At 63.7% G+C, this 26,064-nt stretch carries 20 protein-coding genes; 7 read left to right on the top strand and 13 right to left on the bottom strand.

Annotation, left to right across the window (positions count from 1 at the left end):
• Window positions 1-5 precede the first annotated feature (5 nt).
• The 4 genes from fdhE to fdnG form a co-directional block, all read right to left on the bottom strand.
• Window positions 6-923, bottom strand: coding sequence for a formate dehydrogenase accessory protein FdhE (gene fdhE, locus FY036_RS18550; protein ID WP_148916244.1), 918 nt, complete (start codon window positions 921-923; stop codon window positions 6-8).
• A gap of 124 nt (window positions 924-1,047) precedes the next feature.
• Entirely contained in the window at window positions 1,048-1,746 is a 699-nt protein-coding gene (locus FY036_RS18545) for a formate dehydrogenase subunit gamma (protein ID WP_148916305.1), read from the bottom strand.
• Window positions 1,747-1,787: 41 nt separating this feature from the next.
• Window positions 1,788-2,765 (bottom strand): formate dehydrogenase subunit beta, encoded by a 978-nt coding sequence (fdxH, locus tag FY036_RS18540; protein ID WP_148916243.1) that lies wholly within the window; start codon window positions 2,763-2,765, stop codon window positions 1,788-1,790.
• 14 nt (window positions 2,766-2,779) lie between these two features.
• Complete coding sequence (gene fdnG / locus FY036_RS18535) at window positions 2,780-5,860, bottom strand: formate dehydrogenase-N subunit alpha (RefSeq protein ID WP_148916242.1); 3,081 nt, start codon at window positions 5,858-5,860, stop codon at window positions 2,780-2,782.
• A gap of 238 nt (window positions 5,861-6,098) precedes the next feature.
• Here fdnG and selD point away from each other — a divergent pair, with 238 nt between their 5' ends.
• From selD to ligD, 4 genes are read left to right on the top strand one after another with little or no spacing between them, the layout of a single operon-like run.
• On the top strand, window positions 6,099-7,151 hold the full coding sequence (selD, locus tag FY036_RS18530; RefSeq protein WP_148916241.1) for a selenide, water dikinase SelD: 1,053 nt from the start codon (window positions 6,099-6,101) through the stop codon (window positions 7,149-7,151).
• A gap of 50 nt (window positions 7,152-7,201) precedes the next feature.
• Window positions 7,202-7,771, top strand: a complete 570-nt coding sequence (locus tag FY036_RS18525) for a hypothetical protein (RefSeq protein ID WP_148916240.1) — start codon at window positions 7,202-7,204, stop codon at window positions 7,769-7,771.
• A 24-nt stretch (window positions 7,772-7,795) separates the two neighbouring features.
• Complete coding sequence (gene ku, locus FY036_RS18520) at window positions 7,796-8,638, top strand: non-homologous end joining protein Ku (protein ID WP_148916239.1); 843 nt, start codon at window positions 7,796-7,798, stop codon at window positions 8,636-8,638.
• Window positions 8,639-8,642: 4 nt separating this feature from the next.
• Complete coding sequence (gene ligD, locus FY036_RS18515) at window positions 8,643-11,153, top strand: DNA ligase D (protein WP_148916238.1); 2,511 nt, start codon at window positions 8,643-8,645, stop codon at window positions 11,151-11,153.
• Window positions 11,154-11,159: 6 nt separating this feature from the next.
• Here ligD and ku (FY036_RS18510) read toward each other — a convergent pair whose 3' ends face one another.
• A complete protein-coding gene (gene ku, locus FY036_RS18510) occupies window positions 11,160-11,981 on the bottom strand; it encodes a non-homologous end joining protein Ku (RefSeq protein WP_148916237.1) in 822 nt (273 codons plus the stop codon).
• Window positions 11,982-12,106: 125 nt separating this feature from the next.
• Here ku (FY036_RS18510) and FY036_RS18505 point away from each other — a divergent pair, with 125 nt between their 5' ends.
• The 3 genes from FY036_RS18505 to FY036_RS18495 all read left to right on the top strand — a co-directional run bounded on the left by FY036_RS18505 (window position 12,107) and on the right by FY036_RS18495 (window position 16,842).
• Entirely contained in the window at window positions 12,107-14,437 is a 2,331-nt protein-coding gene (locus FY036_RS18505; RefSeq protein ID WP_148916236.1) for a glucose/quinate/shikimate family membrane-bound PQQ-dependent dehydrogenase, read from the top strand.
• Between the two features lie 94 nt (window positions 14,438-14,531).
• Entirely contained in the window at window positions 14,532-15,575 is a 1,044-nt protein-coding gene (locus FY036_RS18500; protein ID WP_148916304.1) for an NAD(P)-dependent alcohol dehydrogenase, read from the top strand.
• Between the two features lie 280 nt (window positions 15,576-15,855).
• Window positions 15,856-16,842 (top strand): Gfo/Idh/MocA family protein, encoded by a 987-nt coding sequence (locus FY036_RS18495; RefSeq protein WP_148916235.1) that lies wholly within the window; start codon window positions 15,856-15,858, stop codon window positions 16,840-16,842.
• 3 nt (window positions 16,843-16,845) lie between these two features.
• Here FY036_RS18495 and FY036_RS18490 read toward each other — a convergent pair whose 3' ends face one another.
• The 8 genes from FY036_RS18490 to FY036_RS18455 form a co-directional block, all read right to left on the bottom strand.
• A complete protein-coding gene (locus tag FY036_RS18490) occupies window positions 16,846-18,450 on the bottom strand; it encodes a GMC family oxidoreductase (protein WP_148916234.1) in 1,605 nt (534 codons plus the stop codon).
• A 77-nt stretch (window positions 18,451-18,527) separates the two neighbouring features.
• Window positions 18,528-19,955 carry a gamma-aminobutyraldehyde dehydrogenase gene (locus FY036_RS18485; RefSeq protein WP_148916233.1) on the bottom strand — a complete coding sequence of 476 codons (1,428 nt, stop codon included), beginning with the start codon at window positions 19,953-19,955 and terminating at the stop codon, window positions 18,528-18,530.
• A gap of 17 nt (window positions 19,956-19,972) precedes the next feature.
• Window positions 19,973-20,788 (bottom strand): ABC transporter permease, encoded by an 816-nt coding sequence (locus FY036_RS18480; protein ID WP_148916232.1) that lies wholly within the window; start codon window positions 20,786-20,788, stop codon window positions 19,973-19,975.
• Window positions 20,778-21,731: an ABC transporter permease gene (locus FY036_RS18475; protein WP_148916231.1), complete on the bottom strand. Its 954-nt coding sequence runs from the start codon at window positions 21,729-21,731 to the stop codon at window positions 20,778-20,780. The genes FY036_RS18480 and FY036_RS18475 overlap by 11 nt, the downstream gene beginning before the upstream one ends.
• Window positions 21,728-22,714: an ABC transporter ATP-binding protein gene (locus tag FY036_RS18470; RefSeq protein ID WP_148916230.1), complete on the bottom strand. Its 987-nt coding sequence runs from the start codon at window positions 22,712-22,714 to the stop codon at window positions 21,728-21,730. Before FY036_RS18470 ends, FY036_RS18475 begins: the two co-directional genes overlap by 4 nt.
• Window positions 22,715-22,844: 130 nt before the next feature.
• Window positions 22,845-24,005 (bottom strand): ABC transporter substrate-binding protein, encoded by a 1,161-nt coding sequence (locus FY036_RS18465; RefSeq protein WP_148916229.1) that lies wholly within the window; start codon window positions 24,003-24,005, stop codon window positions 22,845-22,847.
• A 132-nt stretch (window positions 24,006-24,137) separates the two neighbouring features.
• Window positions 24,138-25,049 carry a LysR family transcriptional regulator gene (locus FY036_RS18460; protein ID WP_148916228.1) on the bottom strand — a complete coding sequence of 304 codons (912 nt, stop codon included), beginning with the start codon at window positions 25,047-25,049 and terminating at the stop codon, window positions 24,138-24,140.
• 57 nt (window positions 25,050-25,106) lie between these two features.
• Window positions 25,107-26,012 carry a helix-turn-helix domain-containing protein gene (locus FY036_RS18455; RefSeq protein WP_235897711.1) on the bottom strand — a complete coding sequence of 302 codons (906 nt, stop codon included), beginning with the start codon at window positions 26,010-26,012 and terminating at the stop codon, window positions 25,107-25,109.
• Window positions 26,013-26,064 lie beyond the last annotated feature (52 nt).

Raw genomic sequence — 26,064 nt, 5'->3', positions numbered from 1 at the left:
CGGCCTCAATATCCCAAGAGGAACGGGTTGAACGCTCCGCGACGGTATTTGGTGTCGCGCATCAAAAGGTCGATGCCGAGACTGCCGACATCGTCGGCGAACGGGTCCAGCGAAACATCCTTTTGCTGGTTCATGATTTTGACGTAGCACCCGCACTCGTCGCATGTTTCGGCCTTGATCGTGCCCGGCCCGTCCTCGATCTCCTTGTAGCGGATACCCTTGGTGGAAGAGCAGATGGCGCATTTGATGCGCACATGATGCCATAGCGTGCCGCATAGGGCGCAGGAGCAGAACCTGGACCCGCCAGCCTGCGGCCAGCCGACAATGAGCGAACTGACCGGCGGCCCGCCGCATGCCGGGCAGGCTCCGTCGCCCACCGGCTTGAGTTGCCGTTCCGCCAGCGTCGAGGCCGCGCGAACGAAGTGAAGCTGCAGCGCGGCGGCGACGTACGCATATTCCGCCATCGCCTCGGCAGGCACGGAATCCGCCATCAGGTCGGCGACCATGGCGGCGATGCGGTCTTCCGAAGCAGTGTTCACCGCCGAGAGTGCAGCCTGCGCGGCGGCCGGTTTGCCGACCTTTTGCAGCGCGCCGAAAAGCTCATCGCTCAGCGAGCCGAAAGCGGCGTCTGGCCGGAAGGCATTGCGATCGAGCGGCGGCATCGCGTGCTCGGCGGCTCGTTCCATCCTGGCTTCGTCAAGCGTCGCAGGAGCCGGCAACGTCTCGGCAAGCTGCTTCTGCGCCTCTGCGATCCCGGCGAGAAAGCCGAGATAGGGTCCGATGCCGTCAGGGCCGGAAAGCTGGCGAAAGCGATTTGACCGCCGTTCGAAAAGGCGCACCGGGTCCGGCACGCGGGCGAAAGGCGGCGTGCGGACTTCGCCGATCGCCGTGATATCTCCCGGTACGGGAATTTTGCGGGGCATTCGCTCCTCCACGAGCCGCACGGGCCACGCGGCATTCTAGACAGTTTTGCGGTGAGCCGGAAAGCCGGCCCACCGCAAGTGGGAATTTCGGGGTGACCTCGCCGCAAGGCTACCCGGGTTGAGGTCAGCTCTTGGGTTCGTCCGGACGGTCGTCCCGCTTGCCGTATGCCGCCAGCGCACGCAGCCACTTGCGGTGATGTCGCCATGCCCAGCCGCCGCTGACGGTGCCGCGGGTCATCGCGCTGAGCGTGCCCTGCACCCAGAAGGCTGCATAGACGTGGATAATCCACACGCAGATGATGGCGACAGCTGCGATCGAATGAACCAGCACGGCGATGCGCAACTGCTCGATCGTGAGGTACTGGGTGAAGTATTCTTCCCAGATGCCGAGGCCGGAGGCGATCAGTATCATGATCAGCACCGACATCGCCCAGAAGACGAACTTCTGGCCGGCATTGTATTTGCCGACTTCGGGAAGCTTTTCTTCATTGCCCTTGAGCACGTCGCCGATGCGCGCCGCCCACTGTGCATCCTCGCGTGCGGGCAGGTTGAGACGGAAGAACCGGATGAACAATCCTGCAAACGAGAAGAACAGCACCACGCCGAACCACGGATGAAGCATCCGCGTCATTTGCCCGCCGCCGAACAGGTTTGTCAGCCAGAACAGCGATGGGTGAAACAGCGCCAGCCCGGAAAGAGCCAGCAGGATCAGGCTGATCGCCGTGACCCAGTGGTTGAGGCGTGCCCATTTCGTATAGCGGTCGACGATAACCTCGCGACCGACATGAAGCCGGTCGCCTCGGTCGATATCGGCCTTGGTCACGTGCGGTGCGGGCCGGTTGTGGCCATGCATGGTACCGTCGGTCATGCCGAGGGCTCCTTGCTCGGGTCAAGCGGAGCTGCACCCGGAGCCCGCTCCGCCAGCCGGCGCGCCTCCTCGTCGTCCTCCACCGTGACGCGGTTGCGCCCCGATACCGCCATATGCACGAAGCCGGCGGCGGCCGCAAAGCCCATAAGGGCGAGGCCGGCATATTTGGTCACGCCCTTCCACGCCTCGACCAGCGGCGAGATGCGCGGATCGTCGGGCAGACCGGCATAGATCGACGGCTTGTCGGCATGATGCAGCACGTACATCACATGCGTTCCGCCAACGCCCGGCGGGTCGTAGAGTCCGGCATTGCTGTAGCCGCGCGACTTCAGATCCTCGATGCGCTCCGCCGCATGCGCCTTCATCTCCTCCTTGGTGCCGAACACGATGGCCTTGGTCGGGCATGCCTTGGCACAGGCCGGCCCCTGGCCCACCGCGATACGGTCGGAGCAAAGCGTACACTTGTAGGAGCGGTTATCGACCTTGGAGATGCGCGGAATGTCGAACGGGCACCCCTTCACGCAATAGCCGCAGCCGATGCAGTTCTCCTTCACGAAGTCGACGACGCCGTTGGAATACTGCACGATCGCGCCGGGGGCCGGACATGCCTTGAGGCAACCCGGATCGGCGCAATGCATGCAGCCGTCCTTGCGGATCAGCCATTCGAGATTGTCGGTCTCCGGGTTCACCCACTCGGTGAAACGCATCAGCGTGAAGGTGTTGGGCGTCAGGTCGTGCGGGTTGTCGTAAACCCCCGTATTGACGCCCACCTCCTCGCGCAGATCGTTCCATTCGAGACACGCCGACTGGCAGGCCTTGCAGCCGATGCATTTCGACACGTCGATGAGCTTGGCTACCGGCTCGAGCTGTCGCGCAGGGGCCGGCACCGAGGATGCGGACCGCCGAATGTAGTCCTGCGGTCCCATCTGCATCGTGGTGTCGGCAGCGACGGGCGGATTGACGTTGATGGTCATCTTTCAATCCTCCCTTATGCCGTTGCCGGACCGTTGGACGGCTCGATGTTGACGAGAAACGCCTTGAACTCGGGCGTCTCGATGTTTGCGTCACCCACGAACGGGGTCAGCGAGTTAGGGCCCATGCCGTTCTTGGCCGCGCCCGTGAAGCCCCAGTGCAGTGGAATGCCGACGATATGCACCGGCTTGCCGTCGCACATCAGCGTTTGGATACGCTTGGTCACCACCGCCTTGGCATGGACCGAGCCGCGCTTGTTCCAGACCCGGCACCAGCCTCCCTTCTCGATGCCCTTCTCTTCTGCGAGCGCTTCCGAGATCTCGACGAAGAATTCCGGCTGGAGAACGGCGTTCACCCAGACGTGCTTCGTCCAGTAGTGGAAGTGCTCGGTCAGCCGGTAGGAGGTCGCCGCATAGGGGAATTCGTCTGCGTCGCCGAAGCTCTCCCGGTCGCTTTCGAACACGCGGGCAACGGGATTGCCCCGGATCGCCGGCGCGACAACGTTCACGACCGGCGACTCGAACGGCTCGTAGTGCGCAGGGAATGGCCCGTCCCGCATCATGCCTCGGCTGAACAGCCGCGACTGCCCCTCCGGGTTCATGATGAACGGCCCTACCTCGCGTGGGTTGGAGGTCGGCGGGATATCCGGCACGTCATAGCCAGCCCACTTCTCTCCGTCCCACTCGATCAGCTTGCGCTCGGGATCCCACGCCTTGCCATCCAGATCGGCGGACGCGCGGTTGTACAGGATGCGCCTGTTTGCCGGCCAAGAGAACGCCCAGTTGAGATAGGCGCCGGTCGCGTCGGGGTCGGAATTGTCCCGCCGCGCCATGTTGTTGCCATTCTGGTTGTAGCAGCCGGAATAAATCCAGCAGCCGGCAGCCGTAGATCCGTCGTCACGCAGGGCGGCAAAGCCCGGAACCTGCTGCCCCGCTTCCACGAGCACCTTGGTCGGGTCGTTGGGATCACGCAGCGTCTCCACGGCGTAACCGTTGAGTTCGCGTGCGATCTCGTCCGCCGTCGGCTCACCTGGATCGGCATAGGGCCAGTGCAGGTTCAGGATCGGGTCGGCGAACTTGCCACCCTCCTCCTGGTAGAGCTTCTTCAGACGCAGGTGAATTTGCGCCATGATCCAGGTGTCGTGCTTGGCCTCGCCCGGCAGGTTCTGCGCCGGCCAGTGCCATTGCAGCCAGCGGCCCGAGTTGACGAGCGCGCCTTCATCCTCTGCAAAGCAGCTCGTCGGCAGCTGATACACCTCTGTCTGGATCGATGCCGAATCCACGTCGTTGAACTCGCCGTGGTTCTCCCAGAACCGTGCCGTCTCCGTCTCCAGCGGGTCCATGACCACCAGATACTTCAGCTTCGACAGCGACCGGGTGATCTTGCCGCGATCGGGGAAGGACAGGAGCGGGTTGAAGCCCTGGCAGAAATAACCGTGCATCTGCCCCTGATCCATCATCTCGAAAGCCCGCAGCACGTCATAGGCCGGCAGGTCGAGTTTCGGCAGGTAGTGGTAGGCGAACTCGTTTTGCGGCGTCGCCGCCGAGCCCCACATCGCTTTCATGAAGGAGATGAAGAACTTCGGATAGTTCTGCCAGTAGCTCACCTGATTGGGCCGGAGCGGCTTGAAGCCGCGCGAGCCTATGTAGGTCGCATAATCGACCTCACGCTCCGTCGGGATGTTGAGATATCCGGGAATCAGGTTCGACATCAGTCCGATGTCGGTCAGGCCCTGGATATTGGAGTGCCCACGCAGCGCATTCATGCCGCCGCCGCGCACGCCGATGTTGCCCAGAATGAGCTGCAGCATCGCCATGGAGCGGATGTTCTGCGAGCCCTTGGAGTGTTGGGTCCAGCCTAGCGCATACATCGACGTCATCGTCTTCGTCGGCGTCGAGCATTCCGAGATCATCTCGGCGACCTTCAGGAACTTGTCCTTGGGGGTGCCACAGATTCGCTCCACCATCTCAGGCGTGTAGATGGCGATATGCTCTTTCAGCAGGTTCCAGACGCAACGCGGGTCCTGAAGCGTCTCGTCCATGAGGACGTAGCCGTCCTCGCCGATCTGGTAGTCCCAGGTGGCGCGGTCGTACTCACGCTTTTCGGCGTCGTAACCGGTAAACAGGCCGTCCTGATAGGTGAAGCCTTCCTTCACGAGGTAGGCGGCATTGGTGAACGCGTTGACGTAGTCCCACTGCACCTTGTCGTTGTCGATGCAGTATTTGATGACGCCCAGAAGGAACGCGATGTCCGAGCCCTGCCGGATCGGCGCGTAATAATCCGCCACCGAGGCCGAGCGCGTATAGCGCGGATCGACGACGATGAGCTTTGCGCCACGATTGGCTTTCGCCTCCGTGACCCATTTGAAGCCGCAAGGATGCGCTTCGGCGGCATTGCCGCCCATGATTACGACCAGGTCCGTGTTCCGAATGTCGGTCCACGAATTTGTCATTGCACCACGACCGAATGTTGGGCCCAGACTGGACACCGTGGGGCCGTGTCAGACTCTCGCTTGGTTGTCGAAAGCCACCATGCCGGCCGAACGAACGGCCTTGTAAGTCAGAAACGCGGTTTCGTTGGTCGTGGCCGACGCGGCCAGGAAGCCCGTCGTCGTCCAGCGATTCACCGGAACGCCATCCATGTTGCGCTCGATGAAGTTGGCGTCGCGATCGTCCTTCATGTGACGCACGATGCCGTCCAGCGCCTCATCCCAGGAGATTTCCTCGAAGGTGTTGGAGCCGGCGCGGCGAACTTTGGGCTTCATCAGGCGGGTATCGGCCTTGATGAAGTCGAGCAACGCCGAACCCTTCGGGCAAAGCGTGCCGCGATTCGTCGGATGATCGACATCGCCTTCGAGGTGGATGGCCTCGGCCGTCCCCTGCTCGATGTCGCCCTTCGAATAGATCACGACGCCGCAGGCCACCGAGCAGTAAGGGCAGGTGTTGCGCGTCTCGGTTGTGCCGGCAAGCTTGTAGGGCCTGAGCCCTTCCACGAAAGCGGCTTCCGCTTCCCCGAAGCCGAAAGCGCCGATCGTCGTCACTGCGACGCCCGCGCCCGCTCCTTTCAGGAAGCTTCGCCGAGAGATTTCCATATTCATCCAGAGACCTCCCTCTGACCATCTTGCCCGCTCACGCCTGATCGGACTCGCAGGCAATGCTACAGTTGCACCCATACGCTGTCAAAGAAGTAAAACATGAGTCTTTATTTCATGTTATATTAAACAAGATCAAAAAGATGACGCTCATAATCAAGTTTAAGAAACGCCGCATTCGACTGTACGTTGTTGCTGATGCGGGTAACTATTGCCAAAGCCGGACCTGACAAGGGAGATTCCAATGCACGCGCCCGTTGAAAAGCCTCGTCTGACGAGTCTTGCCCATGGCGGAGGCTGCGGCTGCAAGCTTGCGCCGGCCGTCCTTCACGATCTTTTGAGCGAGATGCCCAAGGCCGGTCCGTTCGCCAACCTGCTCGTCGGCACGGAAACGGCCGACGATGCGGCCGTATGGGACCTCGACGGCAAGACCTCCATCATCGCCACCACCGACTTCTTCATGCCCATGGTGGACGACCCGGAAACCTTCGGGCGCATCGCGGCGACCAATGCGATCTCGGATGTATATGCCATGGGTGGAACGCCCATTTTCGCGCTCGCCATCGTGGGCATGCCCATCGACAAGATGGACCCGGCCGACATAAGGCAAATTTTGGCCGGTGGCGCTGCAATTTGCGCGCAGGCGGGGATACCGGTTGCCGGCGGCCATTCGATAGACTGCCCCGAGCCGGTCTACGGCCTCGCCGTCATAGGCACCTGCCCGACCAACCAAGTGAAGCGCAACTCGGTGGCCCGCCCCGGCGACCGGCTCATTCTGACGAAGGGCATCGGTATCGGCATATATTCGGCTGCGATCAAGAAGGGCCAGCTTTCCGAAGCCGCCTATGACGAAATGATCGCTTCGACGACGCAGCTCAACCGCATCGGCTCGGACCTCGGCGCGGATGCCAGCGTCGGCGCGCTCACGGACGTCACCGGATTTGGCATTCTCGGGCACTCGCTTGAGATGGCGCGTGGTGCTGGCGCGACCATCCGGCTTCAACTCGACGCCCTGCCGTTGTTGACCGAAGCGGCCAGCCTGTCGCAGGCGGGTTTTGTCACCGGCGCGTCTCATCGCAACTGGAAGAGCTACGGGGACGGCGTCAAGCAGCCCGCTGATATGCCCGAGTGGCAGCGTCACCTGCTCACCGACCCGCAGACCTCGGGCGGGCTGCTTGTGTCGGTCGATGCCGCCAACGCCGAAACTCTCCTGGCGCGCATCCGGCAGGCGGGCTATCCGCGGGCGTCCATCGTCGGTTCGGTCGAGGCTGGCGCCGCACGGGTCGAGGTTGTCTAGCAACGAATCCGCGTCTCAGGTGTTCTAGCCTCCACCGACCGGAGGATGACATGAAACGCATTCTGTTTGCGCTCCCGCTGGCGGGAGCGATGATGACGGCGCCACTCGTCTACGCCCAGACGCCACCCCCAGTAGCGACGGAGCAGCCTGCACAGGCGGCCCCGACCCAACAGGACGAGGTGCAGCCCGAGCGAGGCGACTGTGTGGACTTGTCGGGCGTAGCCCCTTCCGGCGATACCGACGATATGCAGGCCGCGCTGTCCGGCGAGGACGCCGACGATGCCAACGCTGCGCAAAATGCCGGCGCAGGAGAATCCGCGTCGCAATCGACGTCCGAGACCCAGCCTGTTGCAGGCCCGGATGCCGGCACGGCTCCCGGCGGATCTGGATCGACCGGCTTCACCGGAGGCCTCGGCGGCTCGAACATCGGCACCAGCCAGTCCGAGGAGCTTGATTCATCGCCGCAGCATGACCATCCGCAAGTCGCTTCGGGCCTCGACCCGATCAGCGGTGAGACCGCCATCGAAGGTCCGCAGGCCCCGGCGGCCGAGCCGGACGAAGATGCCGCAACCGTGGCGACCGCGCCTGAAGAAGACGAGCAGGACGGAACCGACTGCTGAAGCGATCGGATGTAGGAGCCATCGGTGGCGACACGTGCAATCTGGAAGGGTCACCTCAGCGTGGGGGAACTGTCATGTGCGGTAGCGCTATATTCGGCGGCTACCACGTCCGAGCGTGTCTCCTTCCACATCGTCAACCGAAAGACGGGAAACCGCGTCCGGCGCGAATATGTCGATGAGCAGACGGGCAAGCCCGTCGATCGCGACGATCAGGTGAAGGGTTACGAAACGGCGAAGAACAGCTATGTGATCCTCGAGCCGGACGAGATCGCCGCCGCCGTGCCGGAGGGCGACAAGACGCTGTCGATCGAGAATTTCGTCCCCTGCAACGAGATCGACACCGCCTATTTCGACAAACCCTATTTCCTGACGCCGGCCGACGAGGCCGCCGAGGCCGCGTTCGCGGTGATCCGCGAGGGGATGCGCAAGAAGAAGGTGGCCGCACTGGCGCGAGCAGTTCTGTTTCGTCGGGTGCGCAGCGTGCTCATCCGCCCACGCGGCTGTGGTCTCCTGGCGAACACGCTGAACTTCGACTACGAGGTTCGCTCCGCCGAGGATGCGTTCGCCAACGTGCCGAAGATGAAGATCAAGGGCGAGATGCTCGATCTAGCCAAGCACATCATCGACACCAAGAAGGGCGATTTCGATCCGGCAGCCTTCGACGACCGCTACGACGCCGCTCTGGCAGAACTGGTCAAGGCCAAGGCCGAGGGCCGCGAGATCGAAAAGCCGAAGAAGCAGCGCACCGGCAAGGTGATCGACCTCATGGAGGCGCTGCGCGAGAGTGCGGCCGCCGAAGCGAAGTCGAGGCGCGGCAAGGCAAAGAAGCCGTCCTCCTCAGGTTCGCCAAAACGCGAGGCGGGCTGACGCGATGGCACTCGAGACATATCACCGCAAGCGAGACTTCAAGAAGACGCCCGAACCCAAGGGAACGACTCGAAAAAAGGCCTCCGGCAACAGCTTCGTTATCCAGAAGCACGATGCCACCCGGCTGCACTACGACTTCCGGCTGGAGATGGATGGCCTACTGAAAAGCTGGGCCGTCACCCGCGGGCCGAGCCTCGTGCCGTCGGAAAAGCGGCTGGCGGTCCATGTCGAGGATCATCCCCTCGACTACGGCGACTTCGAGGGCACCATCCCCAAGGGCGAGTATGGCGGCGGCACCGTCATCGTTTGGGATCGCGGGACGTGGACGCCGTTAGGCGACGTAAAGAAGGGCCTTGCGAAAGGCCACCTCGAGTTCGAACTGGTCGGAGAGAAGCTGTCGGGGCGCTGGCATCTCATTCGCATGGCTAGGCGGGCCCGGGAAAAGCGGGACAACTGGCTCCTGATCAAGGGTGACGACGAACACGCCCGCGAGGAAGACGACCCGGACATCCTCGAAGAGCGGCCCGAATCCGTAAAGACAGGGCGACATATAAAGGACGTGGCGGGAGAGGAGCCTGGCTGGTCGTCCAAAACCGGCAAGATCGAGAAGAAGTCCGTCTCCGCTCCCAAGGGTGCAAAGAAGGCCGCGATGCCCGATTTCATCCCGCCTCAGCTGGCTACCCTGAAGCCGCAGGCTCCGACGGGCTCCGGCTGGATCCACGAAATCAAGTTCGACGGCTATCGCCTGCAGGCGCATCTTGCAGATGGCAAGGTGAAACTGCTGACACGCAGCGGGCTGGACTGGACCCATAAGTTCGGCACCGAGGTGCCCAAGGCCCTCGCCGCACTCCCCGCGAAGGAAGCCGTTATCGACGGCGAGCTGGTTGTCGAAGGATCGAGCGGCGCGTCCGACTTCTCCGCACTGCAAGCCGATCTCAGCGAAGGCCGCTCGGACCGCTTCGTCTTCTTCGCATTCGACCTCCTCCATCTCGACGGCAAGGACATGCGAAACGTTGGGCTGCTCGAGCGCAAGGCGGCGCTGGAGACGCTGGTGCGCGATGGCGGCGGCCCGTTGCGCTACAGCGAGCATTTCGAAGAAGACGGCGAGATGGTGCTGCGGCACGCATGCCGGCTCAGCCTCGAAGGCGTCATCTCGAAGAAAGCCAACGCAAAATACCAATCCGGGCGAAACCGCGACTGGATCAAATCCAAGTGCGCGGACCGGCAGGAATTCGTCATTGGCGGATATGTCCCGTCGTCTACAGCTCGTGATTCCATAGGCTCTCTCGTTCTCGGCGTGTTCGAGGATGGCAAGCTCCGCCACGTCGGTCGTGTCGGAACTGGTTTCAGTCGCATGGTTGCCGAAGACCTTTTCGAGCGATTGCAAAAGCTTGAGCGCAAGACCTCGCCTTTCGACGGCAGGCTGGATGCCACCGCGCGGCGCGGCGTCCATTTCGTCAAACCAGAACTGGTCGCCGAGGTCGAGTTTCGCGCCTGGACCGGTGAGGGGCTGTTGCGCCATGCTGCATTCCGTGGCCTTCGAGAAGATAAGCCCGCCAGGGAGGTGGTGCGCGAAGGCGACGCGGGCGAAGCTGCAAAGGCCCCGAAATCCATGGCGGGCACGACTGCGAGCAAGGTCAAGCTGACGCACCCGGACCGCGTCTACTGGAAGGATGCCGGGGTCACCAAGGAAGGCCTCGCCAACTACTACACGCAAGTCTGGCGCTTAATGGCGCCACATGTCGTGTCTCGCCCGCTCGCGTTGATGCGCTGCCCGGGCGGGACCGCGCAGCAATGCTTCTTCCAGAAACATGGGTGGAAGGGGATGAGCGACGAAATTTTGACGGTCGTCGATCCGCAGGACGAGGACGATAACACCCTGATAGCCATCGACACGCTCGACGGCTTGATCGGGCTGGTGCAGGGCGCGGCGCTCGAAATCCACCCGTGGCAGGCATCGCTCGATGATCTGGAGAAGCCCGATCAGGTCGTGATCGACCTCGACCCGGGCGATGGCGTGAAGTGGGCAACGATGCTGGAGGCCGCGCGCGAGGTTCGCCGGCGCCTCGCCGACGCGGGTCTCGAACCTTTCGTCAAGACGACGGGCGGCAAAGGCCTGCACGTCGTGGCCCCACTCAAGCCCAAAGCTGGCTGGGATGAGGTGAAGGCATTCGCGCGCGCCATTGCCGATGCGATGGAGGGCGATGACCCTGGTCTCTTCATCGCCAAGGCGACGAAGGCCGAGCGCAAAGGCCGGATATACGTCGACTACCTGCGCAACGGGCGCAACAACACTGCGATTGCCCCCTACTCCACCCGCGCTCGCAAGGGCGCGACGGTAGCCATGCCGCTTGCGTGGGATGAGCTCGACCCGTCGATCGAGTCCAGCCATTTCACGGTCGCAAACGCGATGACTCGGCTCGACAATCTCAAGGCCGATCCGTGGGGAGATTTTCGCAAGGCCGAGGCACCGCTGAAAGTCGCGACGGCGAACAACGGCCGCAAGAAGCGCTAGGCCTCGCTATCGCGACTTGCCGCCCTTCTTTTCAGCCTCGACGCTCTTGCGCAGCGCATCCATGATCGAAACCACATTGTCCGGCGTGTCGCTCGGCCCCTCGTCCTTCGCCTTGGCGCGCGACTGCGCGGGCTTCTGCTTGCGCTTCTTGGCGGCGATGATCGCCTTGAGCCGCTTCTGCACCGGATCTTCCACCATGGAAGGTTTCCAGTCGGTCGTGCGCTCATCGATGAGCTTGCCGACGAGCGACAGCGCCTTGCTGTCCGGCCTGGCATCGTCGATGCCACCGAAATAGTCCTCCGCTTCCCGCACTTCGTCGCCGTAGCGCAGCGTCCAGACGACTATACCGTTGCCACGCGGCTCCAGCATCACTGCCCGCTCACGACGGTAGAGCACGAGCCGCGCGATCCCAACCGTGCCGGTCGCAGCCATCGCATCGCGGATTACCGAAAACGCTTCCTCCGCGATCTTGTCGTCGGGCGTCAGGTAGTGAGGCTTGTCGAGCCATATCCACGCGATGTCGTCGCGCGGCACGAACATGTCGATGTCGATCGTACGGGTGCTTTCCAGCGCCACCGCGTCCAGTTCCTCGTCTTCCAGCACGATCAGCCTGTCTTCGGCGATCGGGTAGCCTTTTCGCTGGTCCTGTTCACGCACCGGCTTTCCGGTCGTCTCGTCGACGTAGCGGCTTTCGATACGGTTTCCGGTCGCACGATTGATCGTGTGAAACCGCACCTTCTTGCGTGTGGAAGTGGCCGGCATCATCGCCACCCGGCAGGTGACAAGCGAAAGCCGAAGATAGCCTTTCCAGAAACTGCGGGGCGCCATCTGTAGTCGTCCGTTGAAACAGCAGCAACGTGCCGCGCAACTGATCGTTCCGAAGCGAGCCGCGCATACAGGAACCTTCGCGCCGCTCTCCCGTTGCGCCCTCGATGCAACATTCCGGAGGGGTCATGGCTCGCGTCATCACGGCTGCAGTGTTTCTGCTTTTCGCAACAGTGTTGGTCTTCGGCGGCGTCTGGCTGATCGTGGAGGGCGACACATGGGCCTATGCGCTGATCGGGCTCGCCTACGGGCTTGTCGCAGCCCTCCTGCTCTTGCGAAACCCTGCAGCACTCTGGGCCTATGCCGTTCTCGTTGTGGCTGCGATGGGATGGGCGTGGTGGGAAGTCGGGTTTGACTGGTGGCAACTCGCCCCTCGCGGCTGGATCATCGTCGCCGCCGGTGCATGGCTGCTCGTTCCCTGGGTCGCGCTGACGCTGGACCGAGGCGGCATAAGGCCTCGATGGCTTGCTACGGCCGGCCCTCTCGCGCTGACGCTAGTGCTGGCTGGTGGCGTGGCGCTCTACGCCGTTTTCAACGACCCGCATTATCGAAACGGAAGCCTCAACGCCGATGTCGCCGAGGTGGCAGCCCCTGACTTCGGAGTGCCGGAGGGCGAGTGGCATCATTACGGCAATTCGCTGGCCGGCCAGCGCTATTCACCTCTCGACCAGATCACCCCGCAGAACGTCGCCAACCTCGAAGTCGCCTGGCAGTACAACACGGGCGACATGCGCCGCGAGGGCGATCCTGAAGAGACGACCTATCAGGTCACGCCGCTGAAGATCGATGACACGCTCTACCTGTGCACCCCGCATCACTGGGTCATCGCGCTCGACGCTACCACCGGGGAGGAACGCTGGGTCTTCGACCCCGAAATACCGCTGAGCCAGAGCAGGCAGCACCAGACGTGCCGCGGGGTCTCATTCCATGAAAACCCGAACGCGCAGGCAGGCGACACTTGCGCGCGTCGCATATTCATCCCCACCGCCGATGCACGCCTCATCGCGCTCGATGCCGAAAGCGGCCAGATTTGCACCGACTTCGCTGACAACGGGGCGATCAGCCTGTGGCGCAACATGCCCAACGTGCAGGAAGGTTTCTACTATTCCACATCCCCTGTGGTGATTGCCAACGACGTCATCGTCGTGGGCGGCGCTGTGAACGACAATGTCTCGACGCAGGACCCGTCCGGCGTCATCCGTGGATATGATGTCAACACCGGCAACCTCCTGTGGAACTTCGACACCGGCAATCCCGACCGCACCGAGCCGATCGGGCCGGACGAAACCTACACGCCCAACTCGCCCAATGCCTGGTCGATCCTGTCGGCCGATCCGGAACTCGGCCTCGTCTACGCGCCCATCGGCAACCAGCCGCCCGACCAGTACGGCGGCGACCGTGACGAAAACGTCGAGCGGTTCTCGGCTTCCGTCATCGCGCTCGATATCGCGACGGGCGAACTCGCCTGGGTGTTTCGCACGGTCAATCACGATCTGTGGGACTATGATGTCCCTGCCCAGCCTAGCCTGATCGATCTCGACATGCCGGAAGGCAGTGTTCCGGCTCTCGTCGCGCCTACCAAACAGGGCGACATCTTCGTTCTGGATCGTCGCACCGGCGAGCCCGTCCTGCCTGTCGCCGAGGTGCCCGCCCCGCAGGGCGCCGTGCCGGGCGACTGGACGGCGGAAACGCAGCCGCGCTCGGCCCTCAGCTTCCGACCGCCCCGGCTGCGGCCAGCCGACATGTGGGGCGCAACCCTATTCGACCAGCTCTGGTGCCGCGTCGCGTTCCACTCCTATCGACATGAAGGCATCTACACGCCGCCTTCCGTCGAAGGCACGCTCATCCATCCCGGCAATTTCGGCGTGTTCAACTGGGGCGGTGTCGCAGTCGATCCGGTCCGGCAGGCCGTCTTCGCCACGCCCACCTACATGGCCTTCACCGTCACCATGGTGCCGCGTGAGGATGACGAGACCCACCTTGTCTCGGAGCCCGACACCATCGGCCTCAATGAAAATTTCGGCGCGCCCTACGCGGTCGAGATGGGACCGTTCACATCGCCGCTTGGCATGCCGTGCAACGCTCCGCCATGGGGCTACGTCGCGGGAGCCGACCTGCGCACCGGCGAAGTCGCATGGCAGCACAAGAACGGCACCGTGCGCGATCGCGCCCCCGTGCCGCTGCCGTTCACCATGGGCGTGCCCAATCTGGGCGGTCCGCTTGTGACGGCAGGTGGCGTCGCCTTCCTGTCCGGCACCATCGACTATTTCGTCCGCGCCTATGATCTCACCAGCGGCACGACGCTCTGGGAATCGCGCCTGCCGGCAGGCGGGCAGGCCACGCCGATGAGCTATCTTGGAGAAGACGGTGCGCAGTACGTCGTGGTCGTTGCCGGAGGGCACGGCTCGCTCGGCACCAAGGCGGGCGATGCCATAATCGCCTACAGGCTGCCGCGGTGAACGTTGTGGCACTCCCCAGCGGCGACCGGAATGGATATGCTGGGCCGGCCGCCAAACGGGAGCCGCACCCTTGAACGCCGCAGCCAAGGATCTCATGCTCGACCGCCGTGCGCTTGTACTTGAGGAGAAGGGCCGGCTCTCGCTGCGCGATTTAGACGTGACCGAGCCGCTCGGCCCGCGCGACGTTCGCGTGGCGATCCATACCGTGGGCATCTGTGGCTCGGATGTTCACTACTTCACCCATGGCGCCATCGGCCAGTTCGTGGTGAGGCAACCGATGATCCTTGGTCACGAGGCGTCCGGCGTCGTCATTGAAACGGGCAGTGAAGTCGATGACCTCGCCGTCGGCGACCGCGTCTGCATGGAACCCGGCATACCGCGTGCCGATTCGCACGCCACCCGTCTCGGACTGTACAATCTCGATCCGGCAGTGCGCTTCTGGGCGACGCCCCCGGTGCACGGCGTGCTGCGCCGCACCGTGGTGCATCCCGCAGCCTTCACCTTCAAAGTGCCCGACAATGTCAGCTTTGCCGAGGCCTCGATGGTCGAACCGCTGGCGGTCGGCGTCCATGCGGTCAACAAGGCCAGAGCCGCCGCCGGCCACGTCGCCGTCATCATCGGCGCCGGGCCGATCGGTCTGGTCACCGCCCTTGCCGCGATTGCGGTCGGCGCAGGCAAGGTGATCGTCGCGGATGTCGATGACGCCAAGCTCGCCCTCGCAGTGCGTCTCGGCCCCATTGCAACGGTCAATGTCCGCTCCATCGATTTACCGACGGCAATCGCGGCAGAGACCGGCGGATGGGGCGCGGATGTGGTCTACGAATGCTCAGGCAACGACCGTGCGGCCGAGGGAGTCTTCTCGCTGGTATGCCCGGGCGGCACTATCGTCATGGTCGGCATCCCCGGCGCGCCGATCCGCTACGACGTGGCTCTCGCCCAGATGCGCGAAGCGCGCATCGAACACGTCTTCCGCTACGCCCACGTCTTCCCGGCGTGCCTGCGGCTGATGAGTTCGGGCACGATCGACGTCAAGCCATTGATAACCCGCACCTTCCCGTTCGCGCAGAGCGTAGAGGCCTTCGAACTGGCCAGCCAAGCGCCAAAAGGCGAGGTCAAGATTCAGATTGCGCTGGCATAGCTTGGACTTCGAGCGGCACTGACTTAGACCTATCTGAAAATTTCACGCCATTCGATGAGCAAAGACCGGTCCAAGCCGATTTTAGCAACCACACGACAACCACACGGCCTTGGCAAGCGCGGTGACATGTCGTGGTTTCGTCATGCCTACGCTCGACACGTGGCCCGCTCAGATCGCAGCATTGGCGTCCCAGCTTCACTTTTCCCTGCCGCGCAAGCTATGGTCGCTTCGATAGGCCACTGACCCGGTTACCACGGGAATTTTGTAGGAGAAGCAGAGCATGTTTCGTTGGGGAATCCTCTCTACCGCCAAGATCGCACGCGAGCAGATGATCCCCGCGATCCAGCAGTCCGACAACGGCCTGGTTCACGCGATCGCAAGCCGCGACGAGGCCAGGGCGCGCGATCTGGCCGAGCGCTGCGGCGCACCGCTGGCTTTCGGATCGTACGAAGCGATGCTCGCGAGCGACGCCATCGACGGCGTCTACATCCCGCTGCCCACCTCGCAGCACGTGGAATGGGCGATCGCTGCCGCCGACGCCGGCAAGCACGTTTTGGTGGAAAAGCCGCTGGCGCTGAAGGCCGAGGATATCCACCCCGTGATTGCAGCGCGCGACCGCAATGGCGTGCTGGTCTGCGAAGCGTTCATGGTCGTCTATCATCCGCAGTGGATCAAGGTGCGCGAGCTTGTCCAGGCGGGCGCGATCGGCACGCTGCGCCACGTGCAGGGCGCGTTTTCCTATTACAATGTCGATCCGGCCAACATGCGCAACATCCCCGAGCTCGGCGGCGGTGCCCTGCCCGACATCGGCGTCTATCCCACCGTGGCCACGCGCTTCGTTAGCGGTATGGAGCCGCAGCGCATCCAGGCGAACGTGCAGCGTGACCCGACTTTCGGCACGGACACATACTCCACCATCCATGCCGATTTCGGTGCGTTCGACCTCACTTTCTACGTCTCCACCCAACTGGCCAACCGCCAGTCGATGGTCTTTCACGGCGACAAGGGCTTCATCGAGGTGCGCGCACCGTTCAATGCAGGCCTCTACGACGATCACCGCATCGACCTGCACAATGCAGCCCACAGCGAGGTGACGTCGTTCCGCTTTCCCGGCACCCAGCAATACAGGCTCGAAGCCGAGGCCTTCGTGCGGGCTGCGCGCGGGGGCGACGACCGCGTCTTCACGCTCGAGGATTCGGTGCTGAACCAGCGCGCAATCGACGCCGTCTTCCGCGCCGGCGAACAGGACGGCTGGGCGAACGTCTGACGATCAGGAGCGTATGAACCCCACGGCGCGCTCCGCGATCATCACCACCGGCGCGTGGGTATTTCCCGAAACGATCTTCGGCATCACCGACGCGTCTGCAATCGTGAGGTTGTCGAAGCCGCGCACCTTCAGCCGCGCATCGACGACGGCGGCGCGGTCGTCGGCACGCCCCATCCGCGCGGTCCCCACGGGATGGAAGATCGTCGTGGCGATGCGCCCTGCCGCGTTCTCCAACTCCTGATCGCTGTCGATATGCGTGCCGGGCGCAACCTCGCTCGGCCCGTAGCCCGCCATGCGCCGGCTCGCCATCAGCCTGCGCGCCAGCCTTATGGATGCCACAGCCACGTCGCGGTCCTCCGTGTCCGAAAGGTAGTTTGGCGCGATCAGCGGCGCATCGCGATGGTTGCGCGAGGCGAGCCTTATCGTCCCTCGGCTGTTGGGCCGCAGATTGCACACCGACACGGTAACGGCCGGATAGGCATGCAGCGGCTGCCCGAAAGCGTCCAGCGAAAGCGGCTGGACGTGGAACTCGATATTGGGCGTCTCGTAGCGCGAATGAGACCGCGTGAAGATGCCGAGTTGGCTGGGCGCCATGGCCATCGGCCCCGAGCGGCGCAGGGCATACTCCGCCCCGATCCGCAGCTTGCCCAACATGCTGGCCTGCATGTCGTTGAGCGTGCGCGCGCCGGTGATGCGAAACGACGTGCGTATCTGGAGATGGTCCTGCAAATTGCCGCCGACGCCCGGCAGGTCGCGTTCGACCTTGATGCCCATGTCGCGCAGATGCTGCCCCGGCCCGAGGCCAGACAGCATCATGATCTGCGGTGTGCCGATCGCGCCGGCTGCCAGCACGACCTCGCCTAGCGCGCTGGCGAGTATCCGCCGCCCTTGCTGCTCGATCTCGACCTGGCCGACCCGCGCACCGTCGATAGCCAGTCGCGTCACCTGCGCGTGGGTCAGGATGCGCAGGTTGGGCCGTCGTCTTACCGCAGCGGGCAGGAACGCGCGCGCGGCGCTCCAGCGCAGGCCGCCCTTCTGCGTCACCTCGAAATAGCCTGAACCCTCATTGTCGCCCCGGTTGAAGTCGTCCGTCTTGGGAATGCCTATCTCTTCGGCCGCCTCGCGCACCGCGTCGAGGATGGGCCAGTGCAGGCGCTGGCGCTCCACCAGCATCTCGCCGTCGCGCCCGTGGGCGTCGGCCTCGGTGTGGTAGCGTTCGGAGCGCATGAAGACGGGCAGCACCTCGTCCCAGCTCCAGCCGGTCGCACCCATCTGCGCCCAGCCGTCATAGTCTGCCGCCTGGCCTCGCATGTAGATCATGCCGTTGATGGATGAGCACCCGCCCATCACCTTGCCGCGGGGATAGGCGATGGAGCGGCCGCCCAGACCCTTTTCCTCGATCGTGCGGTACATCCAGTCGGTGCGCGGATTTCCGATGCAATAGAGGTAGCCGACGGGAATGTGGATCCAGTGATAGCGGTCCGATCCGCCCGCTTCGATCAACAGAACCCGCACCCGAGGATCGGCGGAGAGACGGTTGGCCAGCACGCAGCCGGCCGACCCCGCACCGATCACGATGTGGTCGAATTCCTCGATTTCCTCCGGCATCGGCAAAGTTCTCGATTCCTCCCGGCAAGCCGGGGGACTTTGCCCGATGCCTCACCGAAAGCAAAGCGGCCCATTGCCTATCCGTGCGCGATCATCACATGGCGTACGGCCGTGTAATCCTCCAGCGCGTAGAGCGACATGTCCTTGCCATAGCCCGACTGCTTGAGCCCGCCATGCGGCATCTCGTTGACCAGCATGAAATGGGTATTGATCCACGTGCAGCCATATTGAAGCCGCGCTGCCGTCGCCATCGCCCGGCCGACGTCTTTGGTCCACACTGAAGAGGCGAGGCCGTAGTCGCTGTCGTTGGCCCAGCTGACGGCTTCGTCGACATCGGAGAATCGCGTGACGGAGACGACCGGGCCGAACACTTCGCGCCGTACGATCTCGTCTTCCTGCAAGGCCCCGGCCACGACCGTTGGCTGATAGTAGAAACCGCCGCCCTCCCCCGGCTTGCCGCCGGTGGTAATCTCGATGTGCTTCTGCTCGGCCGCGCGTTCCACGAAACTTGCGACACGTTCCTGCTGACGGCGCGAGATCAGCGGGCCGATCTCGTTCTCGGTGTCGTCGGCCTGCGCATATTTGATGGTCGAGACGGCCGAGGTCAGGTCGGCCACCAGCTTCTCGTAGATTTTGGGCCCGGCATAGATGCGGCACGCAGCAGTGCAATCCTGTCCTGCGTTGTAGTAGCCGAAAGCGCGAAGCCCGTTGACCACGGCGTCCAGGTCGGCGTCGTCGAAAACCACAACGGGAGCCTTGCCGCCAAGTTCGAGATGCGTGCGCTTCACCGACTTGGCGGCCGCCTGCAACACCTTCTTGCCGGTCGCCACGTCGCCTGTGATCGAGATCATGTTGACGGCGGGATGGTTGATGAGCGCATTGCCCACCGTCTCGCCACGACCGAGCACGACGTTCACCACACCTTCAGGCAGCACGTCGGCAAGAATGCGCGCCAGCTTCAGCGCGGTCAACGGCGTCTGTTCGGAGGGCTTGAACACGACCGTATTGCCGCCGGCGATGGCCGGCGCGAGCTTCCACGCCATCATCATCAGCGGATAGTTCCAGGGCGCGATCGAGGCCACCACGCCGATGGGGTCGCGGCGGATCATCGACGTGTGGCCCGCCAGATATTCGCCGGCGATGGCGCCCGGCATGGTGCGCACCGCACCGGCGAAGAATCGGTAGCAATCGACGATGGCGGGGATTTCGTCGTTCAACACGGCGTTGATCGGCTTGCCGCAGTTCAGAGCCTCCAGCCGGGCGAATTCTTCCGCTTCGGCCTCGATGCGCTCGGCGATCTTCAGCAGGTAGCCGGAACGCTCGCCGGGCGTCGTTCTCGACCACGAACCGAAGGCGGTGCTCGCCGCATTCACGGCCGCCTCGATCTGGCCATGGGAGGCCTCGGGCAGGTCGAGGATTTTTTTACCCGTCCTCGGATTGAGGATCGCCTCTTCGGCTTCCGTTCCCCTGTCGAATTTCGAGCCGATCAGCATGTCGGTATGCATGGTTTCCTCCTGAAGATTCATTTGCCGCCACCGGCGACCTGATCGCCGTCACGGGTGAGGTAGTAGGCCACGAGGATGGGCAGGAAGGTCACGATCACCACCACCATCGCGACGACGTTGGTGACCGGCCGTTGGCGCGGGCGAACGAGTTCCTCCAGCATCCAGATCGGCAGCGTCTGCTGCTGGCCCGCGGTAAACGTCGTGACGATGACCTCGTCGAACGACAGCGCGAAGGCGAGCATCCCCCCGGCCAGAAGAGCCGTGCCGATATTGGGCAGTATCACATAGCGGAAGGTCTGGAACCCGTCGGCGCCAAGGTCCATCGACGCCTCCATCAACGAACCGGACGTGCGCCTGAAGCGAGCGATGGCGTTGTTGTAGACGATCACCACGCAGAACGTCGCGTGCCCCAATATGATCGTCCAGAACGAGAACGGGATTTCGGCAAGGCTGAAGGCGGAGCGCAGCGCGATGCCGGTGATGATGCCGGGCAGCGCGATGGGCAGTATCACCAGCAGCGATATCGCCTCGCGGCCGAAGAAGCGCGAGCCCGAGACCGCCGCCGCGCAAAGCGTTCCCAGCACCAGCGCGATCACGGTCGAGATCGAGGCGACCTTGACTGACAGGATAAGCGCTTCCCACACGTCGGGCCGGTTCCACGTCACCGCGAACCATTTGAGTGTAAAGCCGGGCGGCGGCCACTGATAGGTGCGCTCCTCCGTGGTGAACGCGTAGACGAAAATCAGCAGGATCGGCAGGTGCAGGAACAGGAGCCCCGCCGCTGCTGCGATCTTCAGCCCCACCGGGGCGCTCTGGTTGCGATCAGACCGCATCGAACGCTCCCCTGCGCTTGGCGAACCACAGGTAGAAGCCCATGACGACGATGGGCACCACGGTGAAGGCGGCCGCCAGCGGGATGTTGCCGGCCGTTCCCTGATGCGCGTAGACCGCTTGCCCGATGAAGCGGCGGGACGTGCCGACGATCTGCGGGATGATGTAATCGCCCATTGTGAGCGAGAAGGTGAAGATCGAGCCGGCGATCACGCCCGGCAGAGCCAGCGGCAGCAACACCTTCGTAAAGGTCTGGCGCGGCGATGCGCCAAGATCGGCCGACGCCTCGACCAGATTGGCCGGTACGCGCTCCAGCGCGGCCTGTATCGGCAGGATCATGTAAGGCAGCCACACATAGAGGAAGACGAGAAACGTGCCTGTATGGCTGACGGAAAGCGAGTTGCCGCCAACGATCGGCAGCGCGAGCCACGCATCAAGGAGCCACGTCAGATGCGCCTTGGCGAACAGCCAGTTGAGGATGCCCTCGCGCGCGAGGATCAGCTTCCAGGCATAGACCTTGACGAGATAGCTCGACCATAGGGGCAGCATGATGCCGAGATAGAACAACGCCTTCCATTTGCCGCGCGCGTAGCGCGCTGCGTAGTAGGCGATCGGAAATGCGACGACGGCCGCCCCCACCGTCACCGTCGCCGACATCACCAGCGTGCGCAGGATAATGTCGAGGTTGGAGGGATGCAGCAGTTCGGCGTAGGTCTTGAGCGTGAACTCGCGGTTGATGAGGCCGGAATACTCGTCGATCGAAAAGAAGCTCTGGAGCAGCAGCGCGAACAGCGAGCCCAGATAGATGATGCCTAGCCATAGAAGCGGAGGCGTGAGCATCAGGAAAAGCGTCAGGCGCGGGTTGCGCCACAGCACGTCCGAAAGGTGGCCGAACACGCCGCCGCGAGAGGGCCGCATCGTAACGGTGGTCGCGGCCATCGTCATGGCTGATCGTCCAGCAGGTGAAGATCGGCCCGGTCGAAGGCGAGCCGCACCGGGCTGCCGTCGTCGGGAAGCGATGTGCCGGCAGGCACCGTCGCGTGAAGCCGCTGGCCGCCCACCATCAGCGAAAGGCGGGTCGAGGCGCCGAGGAAGCTGCGCGATACGATGGTGGCGCCGATGCCCTCATGCTCGCTCAACCGCACCGCTTCGGGCCGCAGGCTGGCCCACCCCACGGCCCCGCCGTGCCGCGCCACGAAATCCGGGGGCAGCACGTTGGAGGAGCCGACGAAATCGGCCACGAAGCGCGAGCGCGGCCGCTTGTAGATTTCCTCGGGCGTGCCGACCTGCATCACCCTGCCCTCGCTGAAGACGGCGATCCGGTCGGCCATCGACAGCGCCTCGCCCTGGTCGTGGGTGACGAAGACGAAGGTGACGCCCAGCGCCTTTTGCAGCGATTTCAGCTCTTCCTGCATCTGCTCGCGCAGTTTCAGATCGAGCGCCCCCAGCGGCTCGTCGAGCAGCAGCACCTTCGGCCGGTTGACCAGCGCGCGTGCCAGCGCGACGCGCTGGCGCTGTCCGCCCGAAAGCTGGCTCGGCTTGCGCGCGCCGTAGCCCGGCAGTTTCACCAGTTCCAGCGCAGACGCGGCCTCGCGCATCCGTTCGGCCCTCGGCACGCCGCGCACCATCAGCCCGTAGGCGACATTGTCCGCCACATTCAGATGCGGAAACAGCGCGTAGTCCTGAAACACGGTGTTCACGTTGCGCCGGTAGGGCGGCACGCCCTCCGCCGTCTCGCCGAAGATTTCGATGTGGCCCGCCGTCGGCTGGTCGAAGCCCGCGATCAGCCTCAGGCAGGTGGTCTTGCCCGAACCGGACGGCCCCAGCATGGCGAAGAACTCACCGGGGCGGATTTCGAGATCGACCTCGTCGACCGCGCGAACCGCACCGAAATGGCGCGAGACTTTCTGGAAAGAAACGGCTGTCATGTGGTGCGTCATGTTTTTCCGAATGAAGCGGGCGCGCTCATCCTCGCCCGCCCGCGGGCATCCTCTCCCCTGCTGCGGGGGAGAGGATAGGCGTGTCGCGAAGAAATACGGACCCGGATCAGGCGCTCGCTCAGCGCCCGCCGATCACGCCGATATAGTCCGACACCCATCGATAGTAGGGCACGCATTCGCCCTGGCTTGCGCAGTTGGTGACGGGCGTCGTCCAGAACCGGACCTTCTCGAAATCGTCGAGGCCGTTCTTTGTGCAGCCTTCCGCCGTCTGCATGCCCCGCCCGTCCGTGCAGGCGGCCAGAACCGGCGGGTTGGCACCGAACCACACCGACAGGTCCGACGGCAGGTTGGACGACAGCGTGTGCTCCATCCACATATAGGCGCAGTTGGGATTGGCGGAATCGGCGTGCATCATGGTCGTGTCGGCCCAACCCGTCACGCCTTCCTGCGGGATCACCGACGCCACCGGCGCGCCGTCCGCCTGCAGGAGGTTTACCTGGAAAGGCCAGGAGCCCGACGCCACCACGCCCTCGTTCTTGAAGTCGTCGATCTGGATGAACGCGTCGTGCCAGTAGCGGCCGGCCAGCGTGCGCTGCACGCGCAGCAGGTCGAGCGCCGCCTTGTACTGATCCTCGTTGAGCTCGTACGGCGTCTTGATGCCCAGGTCCGGCTTGTGGGTCATCAGGTAGAGCGCCGCGTCGGCGATGTGGATCGGCCCGTCATAGGCCTGGATGCGGCCCTTGTTGGGCTTGCCGTCCGGCAGGTCCATCTCCTCGAACACGACGTTCCACGAAGTCGGCGCCTCCTTGAAGACCTCCGTATTGTACATCAGCACGTTGGGCCCCCACATGTAGGGCGTGCCGTAATGCACGCCGTCGACCGTGTGCCAAGGCGCGCTCTCCAGCCGGGGGTCGATATCCTTCCACGACGGGATCAGTTCGGGATTGATCGGCTGGACGCGTTTGCCCGCGACGAGGCGCAGCGAGGCGTCACCCGAAGCCGTCACGAGGTCGAACCCGCCTTCGTTCATCAGCGCCACCATCTCGTCGGACGTGTTGGCGGTCTTGACGTTGACCTTGCAGCCGCTCTGCTCCTCGAACTTGGTCACCCAGTCGAATTTCGGATCGGTCTCGCCCCGTTCGATATAGCCGGGCCATGCAACGATGTTCACCTGGCCCTCGGCCGCGCCGAGTTCGGTCTTCATTTCCTGTGCCAACGCCTGCCCCGTGAAGGCGGCCGCCACGGTCAGCGCGGTGCACGATTTCAGGAATGATTTCATCACAACGTCTCCCATTGAAGGGACCGCTCTCCATCGGCGGTTCAGCCCCTGTAACGAAACGTGATCCGAATTTTTCGCGTTCGCAAATTCATTTAACAGAAAGGCGATATCGGAAAATCCGATACATCGGGATCATAACCGCTGGCGTGTCGTGCGCTGTCCCTGGGCGACGCCGATGAAGTCTCGGGCGGCCTGCTGCAGCGCCGATCCGCGCCGCCACACCATGCCGACCTGAACCGCCGGAAGCGAACCAGCCACGTCGCGAGATTCGATCCGGTCGCCTTCCAGCGACCAGGGCCGGTAGACGAGGTCGGGCAGAAGTGCCACCCCCGCGCCCGTTGCCACGAGGCTGCGTACCGCCTCGACCGAGCGGGTGCGAAACGCCACGTGCGGGCGCGCGCCCAGCGCCGTCAGAAGCTTGCCGGTGTTCTCTTCGATCTCGTCGATGGTGAGCATGATAAGCGGTTCGCGCGCCACGTCCTCGATCGAGATGATGTCCGCACCCGCCAGCGGATGGCCCAGCGGCAGCCACAGGCGGTAGGGGGAGACTTCGAGGATTTCGGCCTGCAGCGCCATGCGGTCGCGCAGGTTGGATATCACCATCACCGCCACGTCGAGCTCGCCGCCGACCAGCAGATGCTCGAGATAGTCGCCATTGTCCTCGATCGCGGTCACGTCCACCGATGGCCACGCGCGCCTGTAGCGCGCCAGAAGGTCGGAAAGCACATAGCCCGCCACCAGCGATGTCACGCCGAGATGAAGCGCCCCGCCCGCCGCCGCGGCCTCTTCGGTAAAGGTGCGCCGTGCATCCGAGACGTCGGCCAGTATCTTGGTCGCGTGCCGCAGGAACTGATGGCCCTTGTGGGTGATCGACAGCCCGCGCGAATGGCGCTCGAACAGCTCCACCCCGAGGTCGCTTTCCAACTCCTTGATCGCTTCCGTCACCGAAGACTGCGAGATTGACAGGTTCTGCGCCGCGCGGCTGACCGTTCCCTGCTCGGCCACGGCGACGAAATACAGCAACTGGCGAAGCGTGAAGGCCATGAAGATGCTTAGCCCTACCCCGCCGTCCTTGTCACGCGGCGTGTACGGCGTCAGGCCTCAGCGGATCGCATATTTGTCGATCATCGTCCGCAGGTAGGACGCGGCATCGGCGCCCTTGAGCGCATCGCCCCACAGCCGCGCGGCGATCTCCTCGTGCAGCGACATCGCTTCGGGCGCAGATGTAATGAGCGCCACGCCCAGTCTCACATTGGGCTGCTCGCCCAGCCGGAAGGGGCTGATCGCCAGCACCGAGCGGTCGGCCTGCCGGAATATCTGGAAGCTCGTGGCAGGCACCGGCTCGCGGATGATGCCGATCTGGATGCCGATCGGCTGTTCCGTCAGCATCGAGAGGATGTATTCGGCCTCGTGGCGGGCGGCCAGCCTGCGCTTTTCGATCGTTGCCGGCGGCAAATCCTGCCGGCCGATCAACCCGTGCACCAGAAACCGTTCCAGATCGGCTGACGATATCAGGCTCACGATCAGCGGCCTGCGCAGCCTGAAGGCGTTCTTTCTGGCCCGCAGGATTTCGACCAGCCCATCCACTGCGCGCGCCGATGTGCCGTTGGGATCGACCCCATCGGGTATCGATTCCTTCAGCACCTCGCCCAGCACGGCATCGTACTCGTCTGACGTCAGCAGGTAGGAGACCGGGCTGAACAGACCGATGATCTGCTGGCACTCTTCCTCAAGCTGGCGCATGCGCTCGAAGAAGGCCGTAGCCGTGCTGACATACTCGACGCCCACGCCCATCAGGCTGGGCAGCGATACGCCCAGTTCGCTGGCGATGTTGGTCAGCGTGTCGATCTTGCGGATTTCGCCCTTTTCGGCGCGATAGAGCGCGGCGCGCGAGATGCCCAGATTTTCCGCCAGCGCGTCGGGCGTAAGGCCCTTGCCCATTCGATAGGCGCGCAGGCGCGCCCCTATGTCGCTGAACCTTATCGCGGCATCGTCAGAATCGCTCACATTCTCTCCCACGACCGGTTCAGGCTGTCATTCGTTATCGGTTCAGCCACGC

The sequence above is a fragment of the Neoaquamicrobium microcysteis genome (assembly GCF_008180155.1).
GTDB lineage: Bacteria > Pseudomonadota > Alphaproteobacteria > Rhizobiales > Rhizobiaceae > Aerobium > Aerobium microcysteis.
The sequence above is the reverse complement of the archived record's forward strand: the minus strand, read 5'-3'. Positions and strand labels throughout refer to the sequence as shown.